Source organism: Serratia sp. Ag1, assembly GCF_000743355.1.
Lineage (GTDB): Bacteria > Pseudomonadota > Gammaproteobacteria > Enterobacterales > Enterobacteriaceae > Chania.
This window is the reverse complement of sequence record NZ_JQEI01000026.1, coordinates 161,355-180,216: the sequence shown is the minus strand read 5'-3', so window position 1 is coordinate 180,216 and position 18,862 is coordinate 161,355. Positions and strand designations below refer to the sequence as shown.

General features: G+C 53.7%; 19 protein-coding genes. 13 read left to right on the top strand and 6 right to left on the bottom strand.

Annotated features, from left to right (window positions below; genetic code table 11):
- Positions 1 to 50: 50 nt before the first annotated feature.
- The 3 genes from IV04_RS16870 to IV04_RS16860 are packed head-to-tail and all read right to left on the bottom strand — an operon-like array spanning position 51 to position 4,629.
- Entirely contained in the window at positions 51 to 1,292 is a 1,242-nt protein-coding gene (locus IV04_RS16870; RefSeq protein ID WP_037401817.1) for a cytochrome c, read from the bottom strand.
- On the bottom strand, positions 1,292 to 1,843 hold the full coding sequence (locus tag IV04_RS16865) for a (2Fe-2S)-binding protein (RefSeq protein ID WP_037401815.1): 552 nt from the start codon (positions 1,841 to 1,843) through the stop codon (positions 1,292 to 1,294). The genes IV04_RS16870 and IV04_RS16865 overlap by 1 nt, the downstream gene beginning before the upstream one ends.
- Positions 1,840 to 4,629 carry a xanthine dehydrogenase family protein molybdopterin-binding subunit gene (locus IV04_RS16860; protein ID WP_037401813.1) on the bottom strand — a complete coding sequence of 930 codons (2,790 nt, stop codon included), beginning with the start codon at positions 4,627 to 4,629 and terminating at the stop codon, positions 1,840 to 1,842. Before IV04_RS16860 ends, IV04_RS16865 begins: the two co-directional genes overlap by 4 nt.
- Positions 4,630 to 5,005: 376 nt before the next feature.
- Here IV04_RS16860 and IV04_RS16855 point away from each other — a divergent pair, with 376 nt between their 5' ends.
- Positions 5,006 to 5,971, top strand: coding sequence for an XdhC family protein (locus IV04_RS16855; protein ID WP_037401811.1), 966 nt, complete (start codon positions 5,006 to 5,008; stop codon positions 5,969 to 5,971).
- Between the two features lie 74 nt (positions 5,972 to 6,045).
- Here the strand turns inward: IV04_RS16855 and fumA are convergent, their stop codons facing one another.
- Positions 6,046 to 7,692, bottom strand: coding sequence for a class I fumarate hydratase FumA (gene fumA, locus IV04_RS16850; protein WP_037401809.1), 1,647 nt, complete (start codon positions 7,690 to 7,692; stop codon positions 6,046 to 6,048).
- Between the two features lie 362 nt (positions 7,693 to 8,054).
- Here fumA and IV04_RS16845 point away from each other — a divergent pair, with 362 nt between their 5' ends.
- The 6 genes from IV04_RS16845 (at position 8,055) to ruvX (ending at position 12,274) form a co-directional block, all read left to right on the top strand.
- The gene (locus IV04_RS16845; protein WP_037401807.1) at positions 8,055 to 8,567 is read left to right on the top strand and encodes a SprT family zinc-dependent metalloprotease; all 513 of its coding nucleotides are present in this window, start codon (positions 8,055 to 8,057) and stop codon (positions 8,565 to 8,567) included.
- A 104-nt stretch (positions 8,568 to 8,671) separates the two neighbouring features.
- A complete protein-coding gene (gene endA / locus IV04_RS16840) occupies positions 8,672 to 9,367 on the top strand; it encodes a deoxyribonuclease I (RefSeq protein ID WP_037401805.1) in 696 nt (231 codons plus the stop codon).
- 68 nt (positions 9,368 to 9,435) lie between these two features.
- Positions 9,436 to 10,167 (top strand): 16S rRNA (uracil(1498)-N(3))-methyltransferase, encoded by a 732-nt coding sequence (gene rsmE, locus IV04_RS16835; protein ID WP_037401803.1) that lies wholly within the window; start codon positions 9,436 to 9,438, stop codon positions 10,165 to 10,167.
- A gap of 33 nt (positions 10,168 to 10,200) precedes the next feature.
- Complete coding sequence (gshB, locus tag IV04_RS16830; protein WP_037401801.1) at positions 10,201 to 11,151, top strand: glutathione synthase; 951 nt, start codon at positions 10,201 to 10,203, stop codon at positions 11,149 to 11,151.
- 137 nt (positions 11,152 to 11,288) lie between these two features.
- On the top strand, positions 11,289 to 11,852 hold the full coding sequence (locus IV04_RS16825; protein ID WP_037401942.1) for a YqgE/AlgH family protein: 564 nt from the start codon (positions 11,289 to 11,291) through the stop codon (positions 11,850 to 11,852).
- On the top strand, positions 11,852 to 12,274 hold the full coding sequence (gene ruvX, locus IV04_RS16820) for a Holliday junction resolvase RuvX (protein WP_037401799.1): 423 nt from the start codon (positions 11,852 to 11,854) through the stop codon (positions 12,272 to 12,274). The genes IV04_RS16825 and ruvX overlap by 1 nt, the downstream gene beginning before the upstream one ends.
- A gap of 14 nt (positions 12,275 to 12,288) precedes the next feature.
- Here the strand turns inward: ruvX and IV04_RS16815 are convergent, their stop codons facing one another.
- The gene (locus IV04_RS16815) at positions 12,289 to 13,293 is read right to left on the bottom strand and encodes a type IV pilus twitching motility protein PilT (protein ID WP_037401797.1); all 1,005 of its coding nucleotides are present in this window, start codon (positions 13,291 to 13,293) and stop codon (positions 12,289 to 12,291) included.
- A 20-nt stretch (positions 13,294 to 13,313) separates the two neighbouring features.
- Between IV04_RS16815 and IV04_RS16810 the strand changes: the two genes are divergently transcribed.
- The 6 genes from IV04_RS16810 to hemW all read left to right on the top strand — a co-directional run bounded on the left by IV04_RS16810 (position 13,314) and on the right by hemW (position 17,547).
- Positions 13,314 to 14,021: a YggS family pyridoxal phosphate-dependent enzyme gene (locus IV04_RS16810; protein ID WP_037401794.1), complete on the top strand. Its 708-nt coding sequence runs from the start codon at positions 13,314 to 13,316 to the stop codon at positions 14,019 to 14,021.
- 28 nt (positions 14,022 to 14,049) lie between these two features.
- Complete coding sequence (proC, locus tag IV04_RS16805; protein ID WP_037401791.1) at positions 14,050 to 14,871, top strand: pyrroline-5-carboxylate reductase; 822 nt, start codon at positions 14,050 to 14,052, stop codon at positions 14,869 to 14,871.
- Positions 14,872 to 14,950: 79 nt separating this feature from the next.
- Positions 14,951 to 15,505: a YggT family protein gene (locus IV04_RS16800; protein WP_037401787.1), complete on the top strand. Its 555-nt coding sequence runs from the start codon at positions 14,951 to 14,953 to the stop codon at positions 15,503 to 15,505.
- Positions 15,502 to 15,792 (top strand): DUF167 family protein YggU, encoded by a 291-nt coding sequence (gene yggU / locus IV04_RS16795; RefSeq protein ID WP_037401783.1) that lies wholly within the window; start codon positions 15,502 to 15,504, stop codon positions 15,790 to 15,792. The genes IV04_RS16800 and yggU overlap by 4 nt, the downstream gene beginning before the upstream one ends.
- A 17-nt stretch (positions 15,793 to 15,809) precedes the next feature.
- The gene (gene rdgB / locus IV04_RS16790; RefSeq protein WP_037401780.1) at positions 15,810 to 16,406 is read left to right on the top strand and encodes an RdgB/HAM1 family non-canonical purine NTP pyrophosphatase; all 597 of its coding nucleotides are present in this window, start codon (positions 15,810 to 15,812) and stop codon (positions 16,404 to 16,406) included.
- A complete protein-coding gene (gene hemW, locus IV04_RS16785; protein ID WP_037401778.1) occupies positions 16,396 to 17,547 on the top strand; it encodes a radical SAM family heme chaperone HemW in 1,152 nt (383 codons plus the stop codon). Before rdgB ends, hemW begins: the two co-directional genes overlap by 11 nt.
- A 149-nt stretch (positions 17,548 to 17,696) precedes the next feature.
- Here hemW and IV04_RS25370 read toward each other — a convergent pair whose 3' ends face one another.
- Entirely contained in the window at positions 17,697 to 18,839 is a 1,143-nt protein-coding gene (locus tag IV04_RS25370; protein ID WP_072010911.1) for a fimbrial protein, read from the bottom strand.
- Positions 18,840 to 18,862: the final 23 nt, after the last annotated feature.

The following is an 18,862-nucleotide window of genomic DNA, read 5'->3' as shown; positions in this document are numbered from 1 at the left end:
CATCTGCGGGCCTCTCTCGAGTTAAAACATCAACCTCAATGGCAGCGCCACTACTCAGCTTTACGCAGTGCCTTCACCTGCTCAGCGGTGATGTCCCCCGGTAATCCTCCCCAGGTCACCCGCAGATAGTTGACCAGCTCCGCAATTTGCGCGTCATTCAGTCGATCGGCAAAACCCGGCATGCTCTGCATGCTTTCGTTGCCAGGGAACTGCTGCGCGGGTAGGCCATCCAGCACCGAAACGATCAGATTTTTGCCATCCGGTTGGCGCAGCGTAGCGTTATCCCGCATTGCCACTGCCACGTGCGGTATACCCGCACCATCACGCTCATGGCACCCCGAACACTGGTCAAGATAAGTGATACGCCCGGCTTCGTTACCCTGCCCTATTTTAGCCGTAACCGCCTGCGGGGGTTTATCGCCCATCAGATAAGTTGCCAATGCCCGATGATCTTCTGGCGTCAAATGGCGGGTACTGAGCGCAACGACCGTGTGCATTTCGCTAAAGGCAGAGCCTTGTGGTGCTATGCCGGTGCTGAGGAAACGGCTCAGATCGTCTGGCGTCCAACCACGTTGTGCCAGCACTTCGGGCGTAAGATCCGGTGCCATAAACCGCCCCAGTTCGCCCCCCTGCATCGGCTTACTCAACTCCATCTGCCCGAACCTGCCGCGCGGCGTATGGCATTCGCCACAGTGGCCAAGCACATCGGCCAGATAACGGCCACGCAGCCACTCGGCAGAAGATCCCTGTGAACTGGCAGGTAATGGATCGCTGTCACGGAACAGTAAATTCCAGCCAATCATGGCCATACGCTGGTTGAACGGGAATGGCATGTCGTTTTTCGGTATCGCAACATCGACCGCAGGGCGCGACATCAGGTAGGCATAAATCGCATCCGCATCTTCGCGCGACATCCCTTTGTAGGAGGTATAAGGCATCGCCGGGTACAAATGACGCCCCCCAGGAGCCACCCCTTGGGTCAGTGCCAGGAAGAAATCATCTTTAGTCCAGCGGCCAATACCGTGGTCTGCCGAAGGCGTCAGGTTACTGCCATAAATGGTGCCAAATGGCGTTTCCATCGGATAGCCGCCTGCCAGCGGAGCACCACCGGAGGCGGTGTGGCAAGCCGCACAATCAGCGGCCTGCGTCAGGTAACGCCCGTGAGCAATCTGCTCGCTGCTGGCAGTCACTTGCTGGATTGGGCCGTCATAGCGACGGTTTTCCCGCCACCACAAAACGGCGATCACAATCACCACAATCAGCACCATCCACAGTGCAAGACGTTTTTTCATCACGCCGTCTCCTTAAGCAAACCAGGCGTTTTCAACACCACATCACGCACCGCTTCGTAATAACGCACATAGCCGGTACAGCGGCAAATATGATTCTCCAGAGCTTGCGCAATCGCCTCTTCCAATTGCTCATGCCGGATCGGCTCACGTTTCAGTCGCTCAACAAAAATGGTCGCTGCATTGACAAACCCCGGCGTGCAATAACCACACTGAAAGCTGTAATGCTCAAGAAACGCCTGTTGAATCGGTGAAAGTTCTACCACTTCCCCCTGAGTGTCCACAGCTGCATGGCCTTCGATGGTTCGTACCTGTTTGCCGTTGAAAAAGTGCGCACCGGTAATACAGGTGCGAACTTCTTCGCTGGTGCCGCTCGGATGATCGAGAATTGCCACGCAGGCATGGCAGATCCCCTGCCCGCAACCGAGACGGCAACCGGTGAGATCGAGATATTCATGTAAAAAGTCGATCATCATCAGCCCTTCCGGCACTTCGATGGGGCCGACCTGTTTACCGTTGACGGTTAGAGTAATGGGTTGGGTTTTAATGCTCATGCTAATACCTCAAGAATATTCTCAGCGCGGACAGGCAAATCACGGAAACGATGCCCAGTCGCATGGGCAATGGCGTTCACCAATGCTGCCACCACCGGAATCATCACCACTTCCGCCATCCCTTTCGGGGGATCGGTTTCCGACAACGCTGGCAGGATGTCACCGGTCTGCTTCCAGACCGCCACATCGCTGGCGCGCGGTAAATGGTAACGGTTAAAGTTCCAGGTGCCGTTACCCGGCCCGTCTTCATATAATGGGTGATACTCATGCAACGCATGGCCGATCCCCATCGCCAACCCGCCCTGCAACTGACCCGAAACCAGCTCAGGCACAATCAGATTGCCGCACTCCATAATCGAATGGTGATTCAACAATTCGACCTTGCCGGTAGCGAGATCCACCGCGATCTCTGCCAAAGTACCAACGGCACTGTAATAGGTCACAGCAGCGTTATTACGCTGGGTGGGCGGATAAAACACCTGATCACGCGCCAGATTTTTAAACTCGCCGCTGCCATTGCGCACCGCTAGCCCGTCGATCGGCAAACGCTCGCTTTGATTATTCAGCATGAATTCAGCTTCAGCCCACTGCCAGCGGTTGAACACATGCACAATCGCCCCAGTCAGAGTGCCCATCTGGTAGGCTTTCTTCGCTAACAACTCCAGCGGCAAAATCTGCATCCCTGCCGCCGTTAAGCCCCCTTCCACCCAGCGAGCCTCTTCTTTGCGCACCACCAACGGAGCCGCCTGGCCGCCACCAATACCGGATTGCCAGATCGCCAACGCGGCAGGCCACAAGCCTTGCTCAAACAGCACTCGCGCAGCTTCACGCGTGCTGTGAGAGAAATAGTAGGCAGAGTTACTGGCGCTGGAAGGTGAACAGTAGCTTGGAGTCCAATTCGGGTTGGTTTGCAGTTTGTCCTGCTCTTCCTGCGACATCAGGTAAGGGTCACCGCTGGTCACCATCGGTAACAGCGACCAATCGGTCACCGAGAAATGAGCCTCATCCGCTGGTTTACCCAGCCATTGTGCGCACAGCACGGACTGAGAGGTCGACATCCCCGTGCCCATTTCCGCTCCACTGTGGTAAAGAGTAATTCGCCCATCTTCACTCAGCTCTACCCGCGCAAACGAGGTTTCAGCCCCGGTGCCAAAGTCTTTTTGTACGCAACCGAAGCCTACCCCATAGCGTTTACCTGGGTTTTGCCGCTCAAATTCCGCCTTGCGCTCGGCACGATTGCGCCACATTTCATGCTGCGCGGCCTTCTCCAACACTTCGTCGGCGCAAATCGCCCCTGCAGGGATCGCACCTTGCGTATTTTTCATGCCGGACTTGAGTACGTTGCGCAAACGGAACTCGATCGGATCAAGCTTCAGTTCTTCAGCCAGTTCGTCAATCATCATTTCGGTGGCAGCCATACTTTGCAGGGTGCCATAACCACGGGCGGAACCGGCATCAATAGCGCGCGAGGCCAATCCCACCGCAGAAAGATCGCTTTTCGGGAAATAGTAAATCGACTGTGCCGCCGTGGCCGCCACCATCACCACCGAAGGGGTAAAGTTGCTGCGCCCACCGCCATCCGCCGTCATCGCCCCTTGGAACGCTTGCAACACGCCTGTCTGCTTGTCTACCGCAATCCGGTAGTTCATATCGAAAGCATGACGTTTGATCGACGTCTGGAACTGTTCATAGCGATCATTGGCTAACCGTACCGGTAACCCATTGCCATATAACGCGGCAACGGCACCGTAATACGGGAAGTTATAGTGGTCTTTTGAACCATAACCGACGGTATAACAAGGGTGCAGGATCAACTGTTTGACGGGTAAATGGTGTTTAGCCAACATCTGTGGCATCTGTTCAGCCACCTCTTGCGGCGACTGGGTTGGGATCACCAGATGCAACGTTTGAGTGGTGCTATCAAACCAGCCGTTGGCGTTATCAGGCTCCAATGCAGAAGTATCGGCAGATTGCGTGGTATAGTGGCGCGACATAACCAACCAGTTAGCCGGTGGAGTCTGTAATTGTTCCTCAATCATACCGGCGTAATACATACCTTCCTGATCCAGCTTGCCGCCTTCGCGCCCTTCTGGCCAGACCGGCAAGTGTCTCCTCATCGCCAGCGGGAAAATCGGGCTGTCCTTCATACTGGAGAAACGATCGTCGTCGGAAGATTGCTCGCCCCCCACGCGTACAAAGCGGAAACTGCCCCAAGGATCGCGCTGTAGAGGGCCGGTTTCGCTGCCATACTGAACCACTTCAGCGCGGAATTTCAGCTTATCTTTGGCAAAGCGGAAACGGGCAAAATCATGATAAATCAGGATCGCCACCGCCTGGCCGAGATAAGCAGGCGTTTTCCCCGTAGGCAACAGCATGTCGTCACCATAAAACGCGGGAAACGCCAGGCCATCACGTGCCAGAGCTTCCGCAGTCACTAAGCGATCCGGCTGCAGATCGTCGCCTAGCAGAGAAAGATCAATGCCGGTAAACAGGCGATCGGCCTTGGTTACCCGGATAATAAAGGCGTGCGCCTGTTTTTGCGGCCAGTGCGGCATGTCGACAGCACGGATATCGCGGGCAAATACTTTCTGCCCCATCACTTTGGAACGGCCATCAATACGGTAACGGATACGCCTGGCCTGCGCGTCCCAGTTTGGTGATTGCAGGATCTTCTGCTCAAACAGCGCGGCATAAGCGCGGCTGTAGAGGGGAGCGAGGTAAACCGATACCCCCGCAATCACGGTGCCTTTGATAAAGCGGCGTCGTGATGGGTTAAAAGTGCTCATAAAATGTCCTTTGCATCTTTATGTATCCACCATTTGCCTCAATGACCAAGAGCGCCATCGCAGAGCAAATAGGGATAATTCGTTTTTAGCGGATTTGTTGCGCAAACGTCAGTAACCTTGCCGGAGGAGCTATAAGCATATGCCTATCAGCGAAATTATGTAAGAATTAACATTCCGGCTTCAAAAAAATTACAGATAAAAAACACTTGAATTCTCCGCAAGGTTCATCATTTGCGCAAACAAGCGCCAGTGGGATGGCAACCGGTATCATGACGGTTTGAGTGCCTGAGCCAAGCGGGGAACTGACCCAGTGCCGTATGGCGCGGCAAGATAAACTTCTGCCATCATCCTTGGCAGGCAACGAGTAAACTCACTAATGCAACACCTTGATATCACTGTAGTCAGCCAGGCAATCAACTGGCTAGAACAGCAACCGGTGTGGTTGTGTACCGTGCTCAATACCTACGGTTCCTCCCCACGCTCACCTGGAGCGCTGATGGTGGCGAGCGCCGACGGGTATTATTGTGGTTCACTGTCCGGTGGTTGTGTGGAGGAAGACTTTCTACGCCGCTTGGCAGCTGGCGAGTATCAAGCTGCCAGCCAAGTGGTACGCTACGGTGCGGGAGGATTAACCCCCAGCGTTGCCCTCCCTTGTGGCGGCGTTCTGGATGTGTTGATCGAGCACCTGCCCGCTGGTGACACCAGCATTGCTTACATGCGCACTATCGCCCAGGCGTTAGCTGGCCACCATGCCCTGGTCAAGCGCCTGACCCTACCCAATGCCTGTCACAGCCTGGAAACCACCCACTTTGCCAGCACAACTCAAGTGGTACGCGATCAGCAGACGATCACATTACATATCGCCGCAGCACCAAGGTTGCTGATTGCCGGGCTTTCCAGCGTGGCGCTGTTTTGTGCCGATTTCGCCAGTGCGTTAGGCTTTGAAGTACTGGTTTGTGAAAACCGCCCGGAAGCGCTGGATAACTTCGCCAGCCAACTCAAACCCCACATCACTTTGCTGCGGCAATTTCCGGCAAAATTTATTGAAGAAGGGGGCTGCCATGCCAACACTGCGATTGTGGCGCTGACGCACGATCCACGCATGGATGATTTAACGTTGATGGAGGCGATCTATACCCCGGCGTTTTACATTGGTGCCATGGGATCCATGCGTAACAGCGAACGCCGCCGCCAGCGGCTACAGCAGATCGCAGAATTCAGCCCTCAAGAGCTAGAGCGCATCCACGCCCCCATCGGCCTGCCACTCGGCAGCAAAACTCCGGCAGAGATCGCGCTGGCCGTGATGGCCGATATTGTGCAACAGAAGAATCAGATGCGCTGATGGAATGAGGTTTAGGTGGGAGCTGATCAGTGGCTAGCCATTAGCCGCCCGCTACCGGGCGGCTATCTATCGGGTTACTTCACGCAGCGCGCGCACTGTGATTCCTGAATTTTCTGGAAGAAATCATTGCCCTTATCATCCACCAGGATGAATGCCGGGAAGTCTTCCACTTCAATTTTCCAGATCGCTTCCATCCCCAGTTCAGGATATTCCACGCATTCCAGGCTCTTGATGCTCTGCTGCGCCAACACAGCCGCTGGGCCACCGATACTGCCAAGATAGAACCCACCGTGTTTATGGCAGGCATCGGTCACCTGCTGGCTGCGGTTGCCTTTCGCCAGCATGATCATGCTGCCACCGTGCGACTGCAGCAGATCAACGTACGAATCCATACGCCCGGCGGTCGTTGGCCCCAATGAACCGGAAGCATAGCCTTCTGGGGTTTTTGCCGGGCCTGCGTAGTAGATCGGGTGATCTTTCACGTATTGTGGCAAACCTTCACCACGATCCAGACGCTCTTTCAGCTTGGCGTGCGCAATATCGCGCCCAACAATAATGGTGCCGCTCAGGGAAAGGCGAGTAGAAACCGGATACTGCGACAGTTGCTTGAGGATTTCAGCCATCGGGCGGTTAAGATCGACCTTGATCGCTTCACCTTCACCAGCCTGACGCAGTTCCTGCGGAATAAATTTGCCTGGGTTATGCTCCAGCTTCTCCAGCCAAATGCCTTTACGGTTGATTTTGCCTTTGATATTGCGGTCAGCCGAACAGGATACCCCCATACCCACCGGGCAGGACGCCCCGTGGCGCGGCAAACGTACCACACGCACGTCGTGCGCGAAGTATTTACCGCCAAACTGAGCGCCCAAACCGAGGTTTTGCGCTTCTTTCAGCAATTCCTGTTCCAACGCTACATCGCGGAACGCTTGACCGTGTTCGTTGCCTTCGGTTGGCAGGCCATCGTAGTACTTGGTCGAGGCCAGTTTCACGGTTTTCAGCGTCGCTTCTGCCGAAGTACCGCCGATCACAAAAGCCACATGATATGGCGGGCACGCGGCAGTGCCGAGCGTGCGCATTTTATCTACCAGATAATCTTTCAGCTTACCCGGTGACAGCAGCGCCTTAGTTTCCTGATACAGGTAGGTTTTGTTCGCCGAACCACCGCCTTTGGCGATGCACAGGAATTTATACTCTTCGCCATCCACGCTATAGAGATCGATTTGCGCAGGCAGGTTGCTGCCGGTATTGACCTCTTTATACATATCCAGCGCAGCGTTTTGCGAATAACGCAGGTTGTCTTCGATAAAGGTGTTGTACACCCCGCGCGACAGGGCGGCTTCATCGCCACCGCCGGTCCAGACACGCTGGCCTTTTTTGCCGACGATGATTGCAGTCCCGGTATCCTGGCAGGTTGGCAAAATCCCCTTGGCGGCGATTTCTGAGTTACGCAAAAATTGCAGCGCCACGTATCTGTCGTTTTCACTGGCTTCAGGATCGCTCAGGATATCGGCCACTTGCTGCTGGTGTACAGGGCGCAGCATAAATGAAGCGTCGTGGAAAGCGTGCTGGGCAAGGAGGGTCAGGGCTTGCGGGGCAACTTTGAGGATTTCCTGGCCTTCAAACTCGCCGACAGAAACGTGCTCACGGCTTAGCAGATAATATTCGGTATCGTCTTCTTTCAGCGGGAACGGATCTTGATAATGGAACGGTTTATTCGACATTCATCTCTCACTTGCAACATCGGCTGCGTTAAATTCACACTCACTCAGCGCAATCGGGCGCGCTGCGTCAAAAAAACGTCCCCACACCTTACTTATTTTTAGGTAGCCAGTTATTGCGCCAAATCGCAAAACCACCGCTATCGCCGCCATACTTCAAGCTGCCTGTGTGGACGCTTTTCTGATCTTATCCGGTGAGCACTGCGGGTACAGACTCATCATGCACGCTTTATTATCCCGCAGTTAACACATTGATTACAATCCACCCGGGGCGATCGGGTTATCATTGTCGGGAAATAACCACCAGCAACAGCAGCAGGTGTTACCTGTTGCCAGCCGCTGCACCATTGCTTAAGCTAATCGCGATGAACAGAATCAGAATCCCTATTGCACTGCAACAAGCGGTAATGCGCTGCCTGCGAGCAAAACTGCAGTTGGCCCGCCAACATTTTGCCGTTGAATTCCCAGAGCCAAAGATCGTCTACCAGCAACGCGGCACCAGCGCGGGTACTGCCTGGCTGCAAGCCTGGGAAATCCGTTTAAACCCGGTATTGCTACTGGAAAACCAGCAACCGTTTATCGACGAAGTGGTTCCCCATGAACTGGCTCATCTGTTGGTATTCCGCCAATTTGGCCGCGTGCCGCCGCATGGTAATGAATGGCGCTGGATGATGGAAAGCGTACTGCAGGTGCCCGCCAGCCGTACTCATCAATTTGCAATCAGCTCAGTACAGAGCAAAACCTTCCCCTACCAATGTGCCTGTCAGCAGCACCAGCTCACCGTGCGCCGCCACAATCGCGTGTTACGCGGCGAGAGTGAATATCGCTGCCGCCAATGCGGTGAAAAACTGCGCGCTTTACTGAACGAAAACCGTTAAGTAACAGCCTAATACCGCCCTGAGACAGGCAACGATCACCATTTGCACCCACAGGTCACTTCCGCTACCCTGCCCGCTTTTCCGTTTCTGGGTTATTTTGGAATATGCTTCGCAAATTTTTGTTGATGGTAGTTTTACTCCCCTCGGGTAGCGTGCTGGCGCAAATCAATAACTTTACTCAGGCCAAAGCCGCAGCGGTCAAGATCAACCAGGATGCACCCGGTAGTTTCTATTGTGGCTGTAAGATCGACTGGCAGGGCAAGAAAGGCATTCCCGATCTCAACAGTTGTGGCTATCAGGTGCGTAAAAGCGTCCAGCGCGCCGAACGTATCGAATGGGAACACGTAGTACCAGCCTGGCAGTTCGGCCACCAGTTGCAATGTTGGCAAGACGGCGGGCGGAAAAACTGCAACCAAAACCCGCTGTACCGCCAGATAGAAACTGACCTGCACAATCTGCAACCAGCCATTGGTGAAGTGAATGGCGATCGCAACAACTTCATGTACAGCCAATGGCGCGGTGGTGAAGGCCAGTATGGTCAGTGCCCAATGAAAGTTGATTTCAAAAATAAACAGGCTGAACCACCGGCACACGCCCGTGGGGCCATTGCCCGTACCTACTTTTATATGCGCGATCGCTATCAGTTACAGCTTTCACGTCAACAGACCCAATTATTTGAAGCCTGGGACCGTCAATATCCTGTAACTAGCTGGGAATGTACGCGAGAAGCACGCATCGCACAGATCCAGGGCAACCATAACTCTTATATTCAACAAGCTTGTCAGCAGCGAAAAGGCTGACCTACTATAATGCTTTCGCGCTGCCCGCTGGCAGCGCCGTTTCATCGAGCCAGGATCTGATAATCACTATGCGTATACCCCGCATTTACCATCCAGACCTTTTGCGCACTAATGCAGAAATCGCGTTAAGCGAGGATGCGGCCAACCATGTTGGCCGTGTACTGCGCATGAACACCGGGCAGGCATTGCAACTTTTCGATGGCAGTAATCAGGTGTTCGATGCTGAAATCACCCAGGTGAATAAAAAGAATGTTCTGGTTCACGTCAGCGCCGGGCAGCTTGAAGATCGCGAGTCGCCGCTTAATCTGCATCTTGGCCAAGTGATCTCGCGCGGCGAAAAGATGGAGTTCACCATTCAGAAATCCATAGAGCTGGGCGTCAACGTGATTACTCCGCTATTTTCCGAGCGCTGCGGCGTTAAGCTGGATGGCGAACGCATGGCGAAGAAACTGCAGCAGTGGCAAAAAATTGCTATCGCCGCCTGTGAGCAATGTGGCCGTAACCGCATCCCAGAGATCCGCGAAGCAATGCAGCTAGAAGCCTGGTGCGCCGAGCAGGACGGCAGCCTGAAGCTGAACCTACACCCGCGAGCTAACCAAAGCATCAATACATTACCGCTGCCAGTAGACCATGTACGTCTGCTGATTGGTCCAGAAGGCGGGTTATCTGCCGAAGAAATCACCATGACCACAGGCTACGGATTTACTGATATTCTGCTGGGGCCACGCGTTTTGCGTACAGAAACCACAGCGCTTACCGCAATTACCGCTTTGCAGGTCCGCTTCGGCGACCTGGGCTAAGAGCCCGTTCAAACCGGCTCGTAAGGAGAGAAGATGATTAAGCTCGGCATCGTGATGGACCCTATTACCTCCATCAATATCAAGAAAGACACCAGCTTCGCCATGCTGCTCGAAGCGCAGCGCCGTGGTTGGGAACTGCATTATATGGAGATGAACGATCTTTACCTGCATGCCGGTGATAGCCGCGCCCGCACGCGCCTGTTAAACGTGAAAGAAGATAAAGAAAACTGGTTCAGCTTCACTGCCGAACAGGATCTGGCGCTGCAGGATCTGGATGTGATTCTGATGCGTAAAGATCCACCTTTCGATACCGAATATATCTACGCCACCTATATTCTGGAACGCGCTGAAGTGAAAGGCACGCTGGTGGTCAACAAACCGCAAAGCCTGCGCGACTGCAACGAGAAATTGTTCACCGCCTGGTTCCCAGAGCTGACGCCAGACACGCTGGTCAGCCGTAGCGCAGAACATATCCGCAAGTTCCACCAGCAGCATGGCGACATCATCCTCAAGCCGTTGGACGGTATGGGTGGAGCCTCGATCTTCCGTGTAAAACAGGATGACCCTAACCTGTCGGTGATTATCGAAACCCTGACCGAACACGGTAGCCGCTTCTGTATGGCGCAAAATTTCCTGCCAGCCATCAAGGACGGTGATAAACGTATTCTGGTGGTGGATGGCGAACCAGTGCCTTATTGCCTGGCGCGTATTCCAGCCCAAGGAGAAACTCGTGGCAATCTGGCTGCCGGTGGCCGGGGTGAACCTCGCCCGCTGAGCGAAAGCGACTGGAAAATTGCTCGTGCGGTCGCGCCAACGCTGAAAGAAAAGGGGCTGATTTTCGTTGGCCTGGACGTGATCGGCGATCGTCTCACCGAGATCAACGTCACCAGCCCGACCTGTGCCCGTGAAATTGAAGCCGCCTTCCCGGTTTCTGTCACCGGCATGCTGATGGACGCCATTGAAAAGCGCCTTGCCGCAAAATAAGCAGCGTCTATCCCCCCTCTTCTGAGCCCCTGCCTGGGGCTCATTAACAGCCTCGATCACGCCGCTTGAAGTATGCATTGTATAACCGCATACTGGCGGCTGTTTATTCTCTCATCGATAACACCTTGTATAACGACATGAATTTACAGCACCACTTCCTTATTGCCATGCCAGGAATGCAAGATCCGCGCTTCAAACGTTCGGTGATATACGTTTGTGAGCATAATGAAAACGGTGCCATGGGGTTAGTCATCAATAAACCCGTGGAACAATTCACGGTAGAGTCGGTCTTGAGCAAACTCCAAATTGAGCCTTCACCACGCGATCCTGCTATCAGCTTGGACAAGCCGGTGTTTGCCGGTGGGCCACTGGCCGACGATCGTGGTTTTATTCTGCACTCCCCGCGTGAAGGATTCGCTTCGAGCATTCAGATATCACCACACACGATGATCACCACCTCCAAAGACGTGCTGGAAACCCTCGGTACCCCAGATCAGCCGACAGAGGTATTAGTGGCCCTCGGTTATGCCGGTTGGGAGCAAGGGCAGTTGGAACAGGAGGTTTTGGAAAATGCCTGGCTGACCATCGAAGCCGACAACGATATTTTGTTTCATACGCCAATCGCCAGCCGCTGGCGCGAGGCGGCAAACCGCCTTGGCATTGATATCCGCAGCATTGCCAATCAAGCAGGACACGCCTGATGACCAACCGTACCATTATTGCTTTTGACTTCGGCACCAAAAGCATCGGAGCCGCCATCGGCCAGGAAATTACCGGCACGGCACGAGCCTTGGCAGCCTTTAAAGCACAAGACGGCACGCCAGACTGGCAGAAGATTGAGCGGTTGCTGAAAGAGTGGCAGCCAGATCTGGTGGTGGTCGGCCTGCCGCTGAACATGGACGGCACCGAACAGCCGTTGACCGAACGTGCCCGTAAATTTGCCAACCGCTTACATGGCCGGTTTGGTGTGCAGATCGCCCTGCACGATGAACGCCTGAGCACCGTTGAAGCTCGCGCCCATCTGTTTGATCGCGGCGGTTTCCGCGCCTTGGACAAAGGCAGCGTCGATTCCGCTTCCGCCGTGGTTATTCTGGAAAGCTGGTTTGAACAACAATTGAGTTGAATTACCCCTCTCATTTAAGCGGCCCCACTGAGTAACCCGGCCTGAATACGCTGCTGCACCCCCTGTTCAAAAGTCTGCATGCCTGATTGCGCGCCGGTTTGTAATACGCTGGCGAGCTGGTGCGTTTTACCTTCGCGGATCATGCTGCTCACAGCGGCGGTAGCGGTAAGGATCTCATAGACTGCCACCCGCCCGCCCCCGGGTTTGCTCAACAGTTTTTGCGCAATCACCGCCTGTAAGCTGCTGGCCAGTTGGGCGCGGACATAAGGTTTCTCTTCCGCCGGGAACACATCCACCAGCCGTTCTACCGCCTGCGGCGCGCTGCGGGTATGCAACGTTGCCAGAACCAGATGGCCGGTTTCTGCCGCAGTCAGCGCCAGCCGGATCGTGGTGGTATCACGCAACTCCCCCAACAGGATCACGTCAGGATCTTCCCGCAATGCCGCCCGCAGCGCATCGTCAAAGCTGTGAGTATCGCGCCCCAATTCACGCTGCTGGATCAAGGATAATCGGCTGTGATGGATAAATTCGATCGGATCTTCCAGCGTCAGGATGTGGCGGCGCTGACGCTGATTGATAAAATCGATCATTGCCGCCAACGTGGTGGACTTACCGCTGCCAGTAGCGCCAGTGACCAGAATCAGGCCGTCTTCCCGCTGTACCAGCGCCGGAACGATCTCGGGAGTATGCAGTTCGGCCAAGGTCGGGCATTGGCTAGCAATCCGCCGTAACGCCACCGAAAACCCACTATTTTGCCGGAAGAAATTAGCACGCAGGCGAACGCCACCCGCTAATGCCAACGCCAGATCGAGCTGCCCCTGCTGTTGTAACCGCTGCTGCTGTTCCTGGTTCAACCAGGTTTCGCACCAGCTTGCCATCTGCGATGGCGCGACATTTTCAGCCTCTTCCACCGCCTGGAGTTCACCATCAACACGTAACATTGGCCGATGACCGGTACAGAGGTGCAGATCGGATGCGTTATGCTTTACACTAAGGGCCACGAATTCATCGATATCCATATCAATCTCCTGGGTCAACAATGAGCACTATCCAACAGAATCTGCAGGATGTCAGGAGCCGTATTGATGCCGCAGCTCAACGCTGCGCACGCACTCCAGAAGAAGTTAAGTTGCTTGCAGTCAGTAAAACCAAACCTGTGGCAGCGATCGCAGAAGCCATCGCCGCAGGCCAGCACGCCTTCGGCGAGAATTACGTGCAGGAAGGCGTGGACAAGATCCAGCATTTTGCCTTATTGCCAGAAGGAACCGGGTTGGAATGGCACTTTATCGGCCCGCTGCAATCCAACAAAAGCAAGCTGGTGGCAGAACATTTCGCCTGGTGTCATACCCTTGATCGCCTGCGCATCGCCCAACGCCTGAACGATCAGCGCCCAACGGGAATGCCGCCGCTAAATGTGTTGATTCAAATAAATATCAGCGATGAACAGAGCAAATCTGGCATTGTATTGGATGAGTTGCCAGCGTTAGCCGAAGCGGTTGTCGCATTGCCTAACCTCAGCTTACGTGGCCTGATGGCAATTCCCGCTCCTGAGGCTGACTATCAGCGCCAACTGGCGGTTTTTAGCCAGATGAACGAGGCTTTCCTGGCCCTCAAACAGCGCTATCCGCAGGTGGATACCCTGTCGATGGGCATGACCGACGATATGGCCGCTGCGATCGCTGCTGGCAGCACGTTGGTGCGTATTGGCACCGCAATTTTTGGTGCCCGTGATTATTCTAAGGCCTGATGGCACAACTGAATGAATGAGGGATTGGATGCAACATCGCAAAATTACCTTTATTGGTGCCGGTAATATGGCACGCGCTATTATTGCTGGCCTGGTTGCGGGAGGATATCCGGCAACCGCCATCAACGTGTGCGCTCCTTCGCCCAAAAACCGTGATGCGCTGGCCGCCGATTATGGCGTTATCAGCAGTGCCGACAACGTCAGTTGCGCGCAAGCAGCCGAAGTGGTGGTGCTGGCGGTAAAACCGCAAATGATGGCAGAAGTATGCAAACCATTGCAGGAACAGGTTAATTTCTCTGGCAAACTGGTACTCTCCATTGCTGCCGGTATTCAGGTCAGCCGTTTCTATCAGATGCTGGGGGAATCATTGAATATCGTGCGTATTATGCCCAACACCCCTTCTCTGGTAGGGCAAGGCATGAGCGGGCTGTATGCTGCTCCGCAGGTTAGCCAGCAGGATCGCCATTACACCCGCGACCTGATGAGTTCGGTCGGCAAAGTATGCTGGGTTGACGATGAAAATGGGATTAACGGAGTAATTGCCGCTGCAGGCAGCGCACCGGCTTATTTCTTCCTGTTTATGGATGCAATGCAGCAGGAGGCCGAACGCATGGGCTTTAGCAGCACAGCGGCACGTGAACTGGTGCAGCAGGCCGCCATCGGCGCAGCAGCGCTGGCCGCAGCCAATCCGGAAATTCCTTTGTCGACGCTGCGCGAGCAGGTGACATCTAAAGGGGGAACCACCGCAGAAGCCCTGCGGGTGTTCAACGAACAACAACTGCCGGAGACCGTCGCCAAAGCGATGCAGGCAGCCGTTTCCCGCGCGCAGGAAATGGAAAAGCTATTTTAACGCTACCTGCTGAATTTCAGGCTATTACTGCCCGAAAGACAATAGGGATAATCAAGAGTTAAGGAGAAGGGTAACTCACATGCTAACGCTGACTTTCCTGGTCAAAACCGTTGTTGATATTTACGTGATGGTGCTGTTGCTACGCATTTGGATGCAATTGACGCGCACCGATTTTTATAACCCGTTCTCGCAGTTCGTGGTGAAAATCACCCAACCGATCGTCGGCCCACTACGCCGCATTCTCCCTTCGCTGGGGCCGATTGACAGCGCCTCGCTGTTACTGGCCTTCCTGTTGATGACCATCAAGTATCCACTGTTGCTGTTGATTCAGGGCGGTGCCATGTCGTTCAGCCTGTATAACCTGCTGTTTGGCCTGATTTCACTGGTCAAATCAGCCGGTTATCTGATCTTCTGGGTGATGATTATCCGTGCATTGATGAGCTGGATCAGCCAAGGCCGTAGCCCGATTGATTATGTGATGTATCAGCTCACCGAACCGCTGATGGCACCGATCCGTCGTGTGATCCCAGCGATGGGCGGCATCGATTTCTCCGCCATGGTAGTGATCCTGATCCTGTATCTCATCAACTATTTGGGAATGGATCTGTTCGGCGAGCTCTGGTTCCTGCTGTGAGTACAGTCACCCAGTTGAGCGATGGGCTGGCTATCAGGCTTTATATTCAGCCGAAAGCCAGCCGTGACCAGATTATTGGCCTGCATGGCGACGAGGTAAAAGTCGCCATCACGGCTCCACCGGTTGATGGTCAAGCCAACGCCCATTTGATCAAATTTATCGCCAAACAGTTCAGGGTGGCGAAAAGCAACGTTATTATTGAGAAGGGTGAATTAGGGCGGCATAAGCAGTTACGCATTATCAACCCGCAACAGATCCCTGCCGCGATCGCCGCGCTTATCAGCTAATTTTCAAGGTAATCATCATGCAAAAAGTCGTTCTTGCTACCGGAAACCCCGGAAAAGTGCGTGAACTCGCCAGCCTGCTCGCCGATTTCGGCCTGGATGTGGTGGCTCAAACCGAACTGGGCGTAGACTCCGCCGAAGAAACCGGTCTGACGTTTATTGAAAACGCCATCCTCAAGGCCCGCCATGCCGCGCAAATCACTGGCCTACCGGCGATTGCCGATGATTCTGGACTGGCCGTGGACGTACTGGGCGGCGCACCGGGGATTTATTCCGCCCGCTACGCCGGTGTGGATGCCAGCGATCAGCAGAATCTGGATAAACTGCTGGTGACGCTGAAAGACGTGCCTGCGGGCCAACGCGCAGCGCAGTTCCATTGCGTGCTGGTTTATATGCGCCATGCGGAAGATCCCACCCCGTTGGTGTTCCACGGTACCTGGGCCGGTGAAGTGACCTTTGCATCCGCAGGCAAAGGCGGCTTTGGCTACGATCCTATTTTCTATGTGCCTGAACTGGGCTGTACGGCCGCTGAACTGTCGCACGAGAAGAAAAGTGCCATCTCACACCGTGGTCAGGCCTTGAAACTGATGTTGGAAGCCCTGCGTCATGCCAGTTAACCCCGTGCAATTGCCGCCGCTCAGCCTGTACATCCATATTCCCTGGTGCGTACAAAAATGCCCATACTGCGATTTCAATTCGCACGCTTTAAAGGGTGACGTTCCACACCAGGAATACGTCGAGCATCTGCTGGCCGATCTGGATGCCGATCTGCCGCTCACCAGTGGCCGTGCAATCAGCACCATTTTCATCGGCGGTGGCACGCCAAGCCTGTTGAGTGCCGAAGCGATGCAGGCATTGCTGGACGGGGTGCGCGCACGTATTCATGTCGCTGCCGATGCAGAGATCACCATGGAAGCCAACCCCGGCACCGTGGAGGCTGACCGCTTCAGCGGCTATCAGCGTGCCGGGGTGAACCGAATTTCGATTGGCGTGCAGAGTTTCAGCGCCGAGAAGTTAACGCGTCTGGGGCGGATCCACGGGCCGGATGAGGCTAAGCGCGCGGCGCATCTGGCCACCGGTCTGGGTCTGCGCAGTTTCAACCTCGATCTGATGCACGGTCTGCCGGATCAATCGCTGGCAGAAGCCTTGGACGATCTGCGCCAGGCAATTGCCCTGAACCCACCGCATTTGTCGTGGTATCAGCTCACCATTGAGCCGAACACCCTGTTCAGTTCGCGCCCGCCAGTGCTGCCAGACGATGACGCACTGTGGGACATCTATCAGCAAGGGCATGAGCTGCTAAGCGCTGCCGGTTACCAGCAGTACGAAACATCCGCCTATGCCAAACCGGGCTATCAATGCCAACACAACCTCAACTACTGGCGCTTTGGCGACTATCTGGGGATTGGCTGCGGCGCACACGGTAAACTGACTTTTGCCGATGGCCGTATTCTGCGCACCAGCAAAACCAAGCATCCACGCGGCTTTATGCGCGGTGAATACCGCGACAAGCTGCATGAAGTGGCTGAGCATGACCGGCCCTTCGAGTTCTTTATGAATCGTTTCCGCCTGCTGGAAGCCGCCCCGCGTGCCGAATTCGCCCGCTATACCGGGTTGGATGAAAGTGTGATTCGCACACAGTTGGACGAGGCATTAGTTCAAGGTTACCTGGAAGAGACGGCGGAATACTGGCAGATCACCGAGAAAGGCAAGCTGTTCCTCAACTCGCTGCTGGAGCTGTTTCTGCCGGAGGAATAACAAGAGAGCGCTGAAAGCTCAGCGCTTTTATTGGTATTTGATTAATCAGAATAAACATCCAATCCGGCTTCAGTGGTAGCGAAAGCCACTGCCTTCGCTCAGTAGAGATCGACAATAAAAACATTACGATATATAAAATCATCTAGAGTTTAATTATAGTTAATCGTAAACATAACCTGCCCATCAGCTCGACCTGGAGTCACTACATTTTCAGTCTGGTAATACCTTGCAGCCATAGGTATTGTAATATTTTTCACTCCGTTATTTGGTAGGGTGAATTTTTTTTGCTCAGAAAGATTCCAAACTGATGGTTTGGATTTATCACCCCATCCTAACTGAATCCCTAAACCTGATGCCGAACCTGACTGAGTCTTATTAATAGAAATAAGTCCTGCAGCGGCATCAATCACACCAGTATTTGCGGTTATCGAGACAAGCAAAGCATTTGGGGTTGGCGTCCCCCCCGTAGGTGTTGCTCCGTCAAAAGATGTTTGATAACCACCAGGGTAATATCCCTCAAATGTTGGACAATCTGTTAACTCAATCGATGAATCAATCCAAGGTGTTACTGAGCCTTTTCCTTTGAAGGTACTCCTGAGTTCATGCTCACCTAGAATTACTGTTCTGCTTTTAGTTTGGCAAGTTGATGTCCGTACAATAACTGAACCAGAGAAGTTTATTTTTAATAAATCAAGCGGCAGCCCAGATAAACCTGGTGTTAGTTCTGCTGTTATACTTAAGGGGGGGATAGTGCTTCCTAAAACAGATGAACCACTTGCAATTGCTCCTGTTTTTACAAGCGCTATATAAATAGCTGGATTAATCTTCAGTCCTGATGAAGTTCCAATCGAAGAACCATCCGATTGATAGTTCATCGGCTCGTACATTGGTGTAGCCATTGTTATCGTTGGATTAGCATTTACGTTGTAGGTGTATATAGCTATACCAATTCCATTTATATTAGTTGGATAAACTGCTCCATTATATGTATTTCCAGCGAAATTAAAGGCAGGACCTATCGGTTCTGAAACAACTTTATAGTAAACATTAGCAATCCAAGATTCCGTAGTCTCACATCTCAACGCTACTTTATTATCTGAGCCAGTAACTCTGAATTTATACAACGTAGCTCCAACTGGTAGCTCATTTCCGGCATAAACGGAACCACTCAGAGGAACGGTCAACTCTCGGTAAGGATATCTATAATCCAATCCACACTGAATATCTGCATATGCATTTATTGATGTCAACAAGGCTAATAATAACCCTATAATCTTGACTGTATTCTTCATTACGTTCCTCATAGCTCGCCACA

Coding starts and splice junctions, on each gene's coding strand:
- gshB (WP_037401801.1), top strand. CDS start 10,201: ATGATTAAGCTCGGCATCGTGATGGACCCTATTACCTCCATCAATATC.
- endA (WP_037401805.1), top strand. CDS start 8,672: ATGCTTCGCAAATTTTTGTTGATGGTAGTTTTACTCCCCTCGGGTAGC.
- IV04_RS16860 (WP_037401813.1), bottom strand. CDS start 4,629: ATGAGCACTTTTAACCCATCACGACGCCGCTTTATCAAAGGCACCGTG.
- rdgB (WP_037401780.1), top strand. CDS start 15,810: ATGCAAAAAGTCGTTCTTGCTACCGGAAACCCCGGAAAAGTGCGTGAA.
- IV04_RS16810 (WP_037401794.1), top strand. CDS start 13,314: ATGAGCACTATCCAACAGAATCTGCAGGATGTCAGGAGCCGTATTGAT.
- IV04_RS16845 (WP_037401807.1), top strand. CDS start 8,055: ATGAACAGAATCAGAATCCCTATTGCACTGCAACAAGCGGTAATGCGC.
- IV04_RS25370 (WP_072010911.1), bottom strand. CDS start 18,839: ATGAAGAATACAGTCAAGATTATAGGGTTATTATTAGCCTTGTTGACA.
- IV04_RS16865 (WP_037401815.1), bottom strand. CDS start 1,843: ATGAGCATTAAAACCCAACCCATTACTCTAACCGTCAACGGTAAACAG.
- IV04_RS16855 (WP_037401811.1), top strand. CDS start 5,006: ATGCAACACCTTGATATCACTGTAGTCAGCCAGGCAATCAACTGGCTA.
- IV04_RS16815 (WP_037401797.1), bottom strand. CDS start 13,293: ATGGATATCGATGAATTCGTGGCCCTTAGTGTAAAGCATAACGCATCC.
- hemW (WP_037401778.1), top strand. CDS start 16,396: ATGCCAGTTAACCCCGTGCAATTGCCGCCGCTCAGCCTGTACATCCAT.
- rsmE (WP_037401803.1), top strand. CDS start 9,436: ATGCGTATACCCCGCATTTACCATCCAGACCTTTTGCGCACTAATGCA.
- IV04_RS16870 (WP_037401817.1), bottom strand. CDS start 1,292: ATGAAAAAACGTCTTGCACTGTGGATGGTGCTGATTGTGGTGATTGTG.
- fumA (WP_037401809.1), bottom strand. CDS start 7,692: ATGTCGAATAAACCGTTCCATTATCAAGATCCGTTCCCGCTGAAAGAA.
- ruvX (WP_037401799.1), top strand. CDS start 11,852: ATGACCAACCGTACCATTATTGCTTTTGACTTCGGCACCAAAAGCATC.
- proC (WP_037401791.1), top strand. CDS start 14,050: ATGCAACATCGCAAAATTACCTTTATTGGTGCCGGTAATATGGCACGC.
- IV04_RS16825 (WP_037401942.1), top strand. CDS start 11,289: ATGAATTTACAGCACCACTTCCTTATTGCCATGCCAGGAATGCAAGAT.
- IV04_RS16800 (WP_037401787.1), top strand. CDS start 14,951: ATGCTAACGCTGACTTTCCTGGTCAAAACCGTTGTTGATATTTACGTG.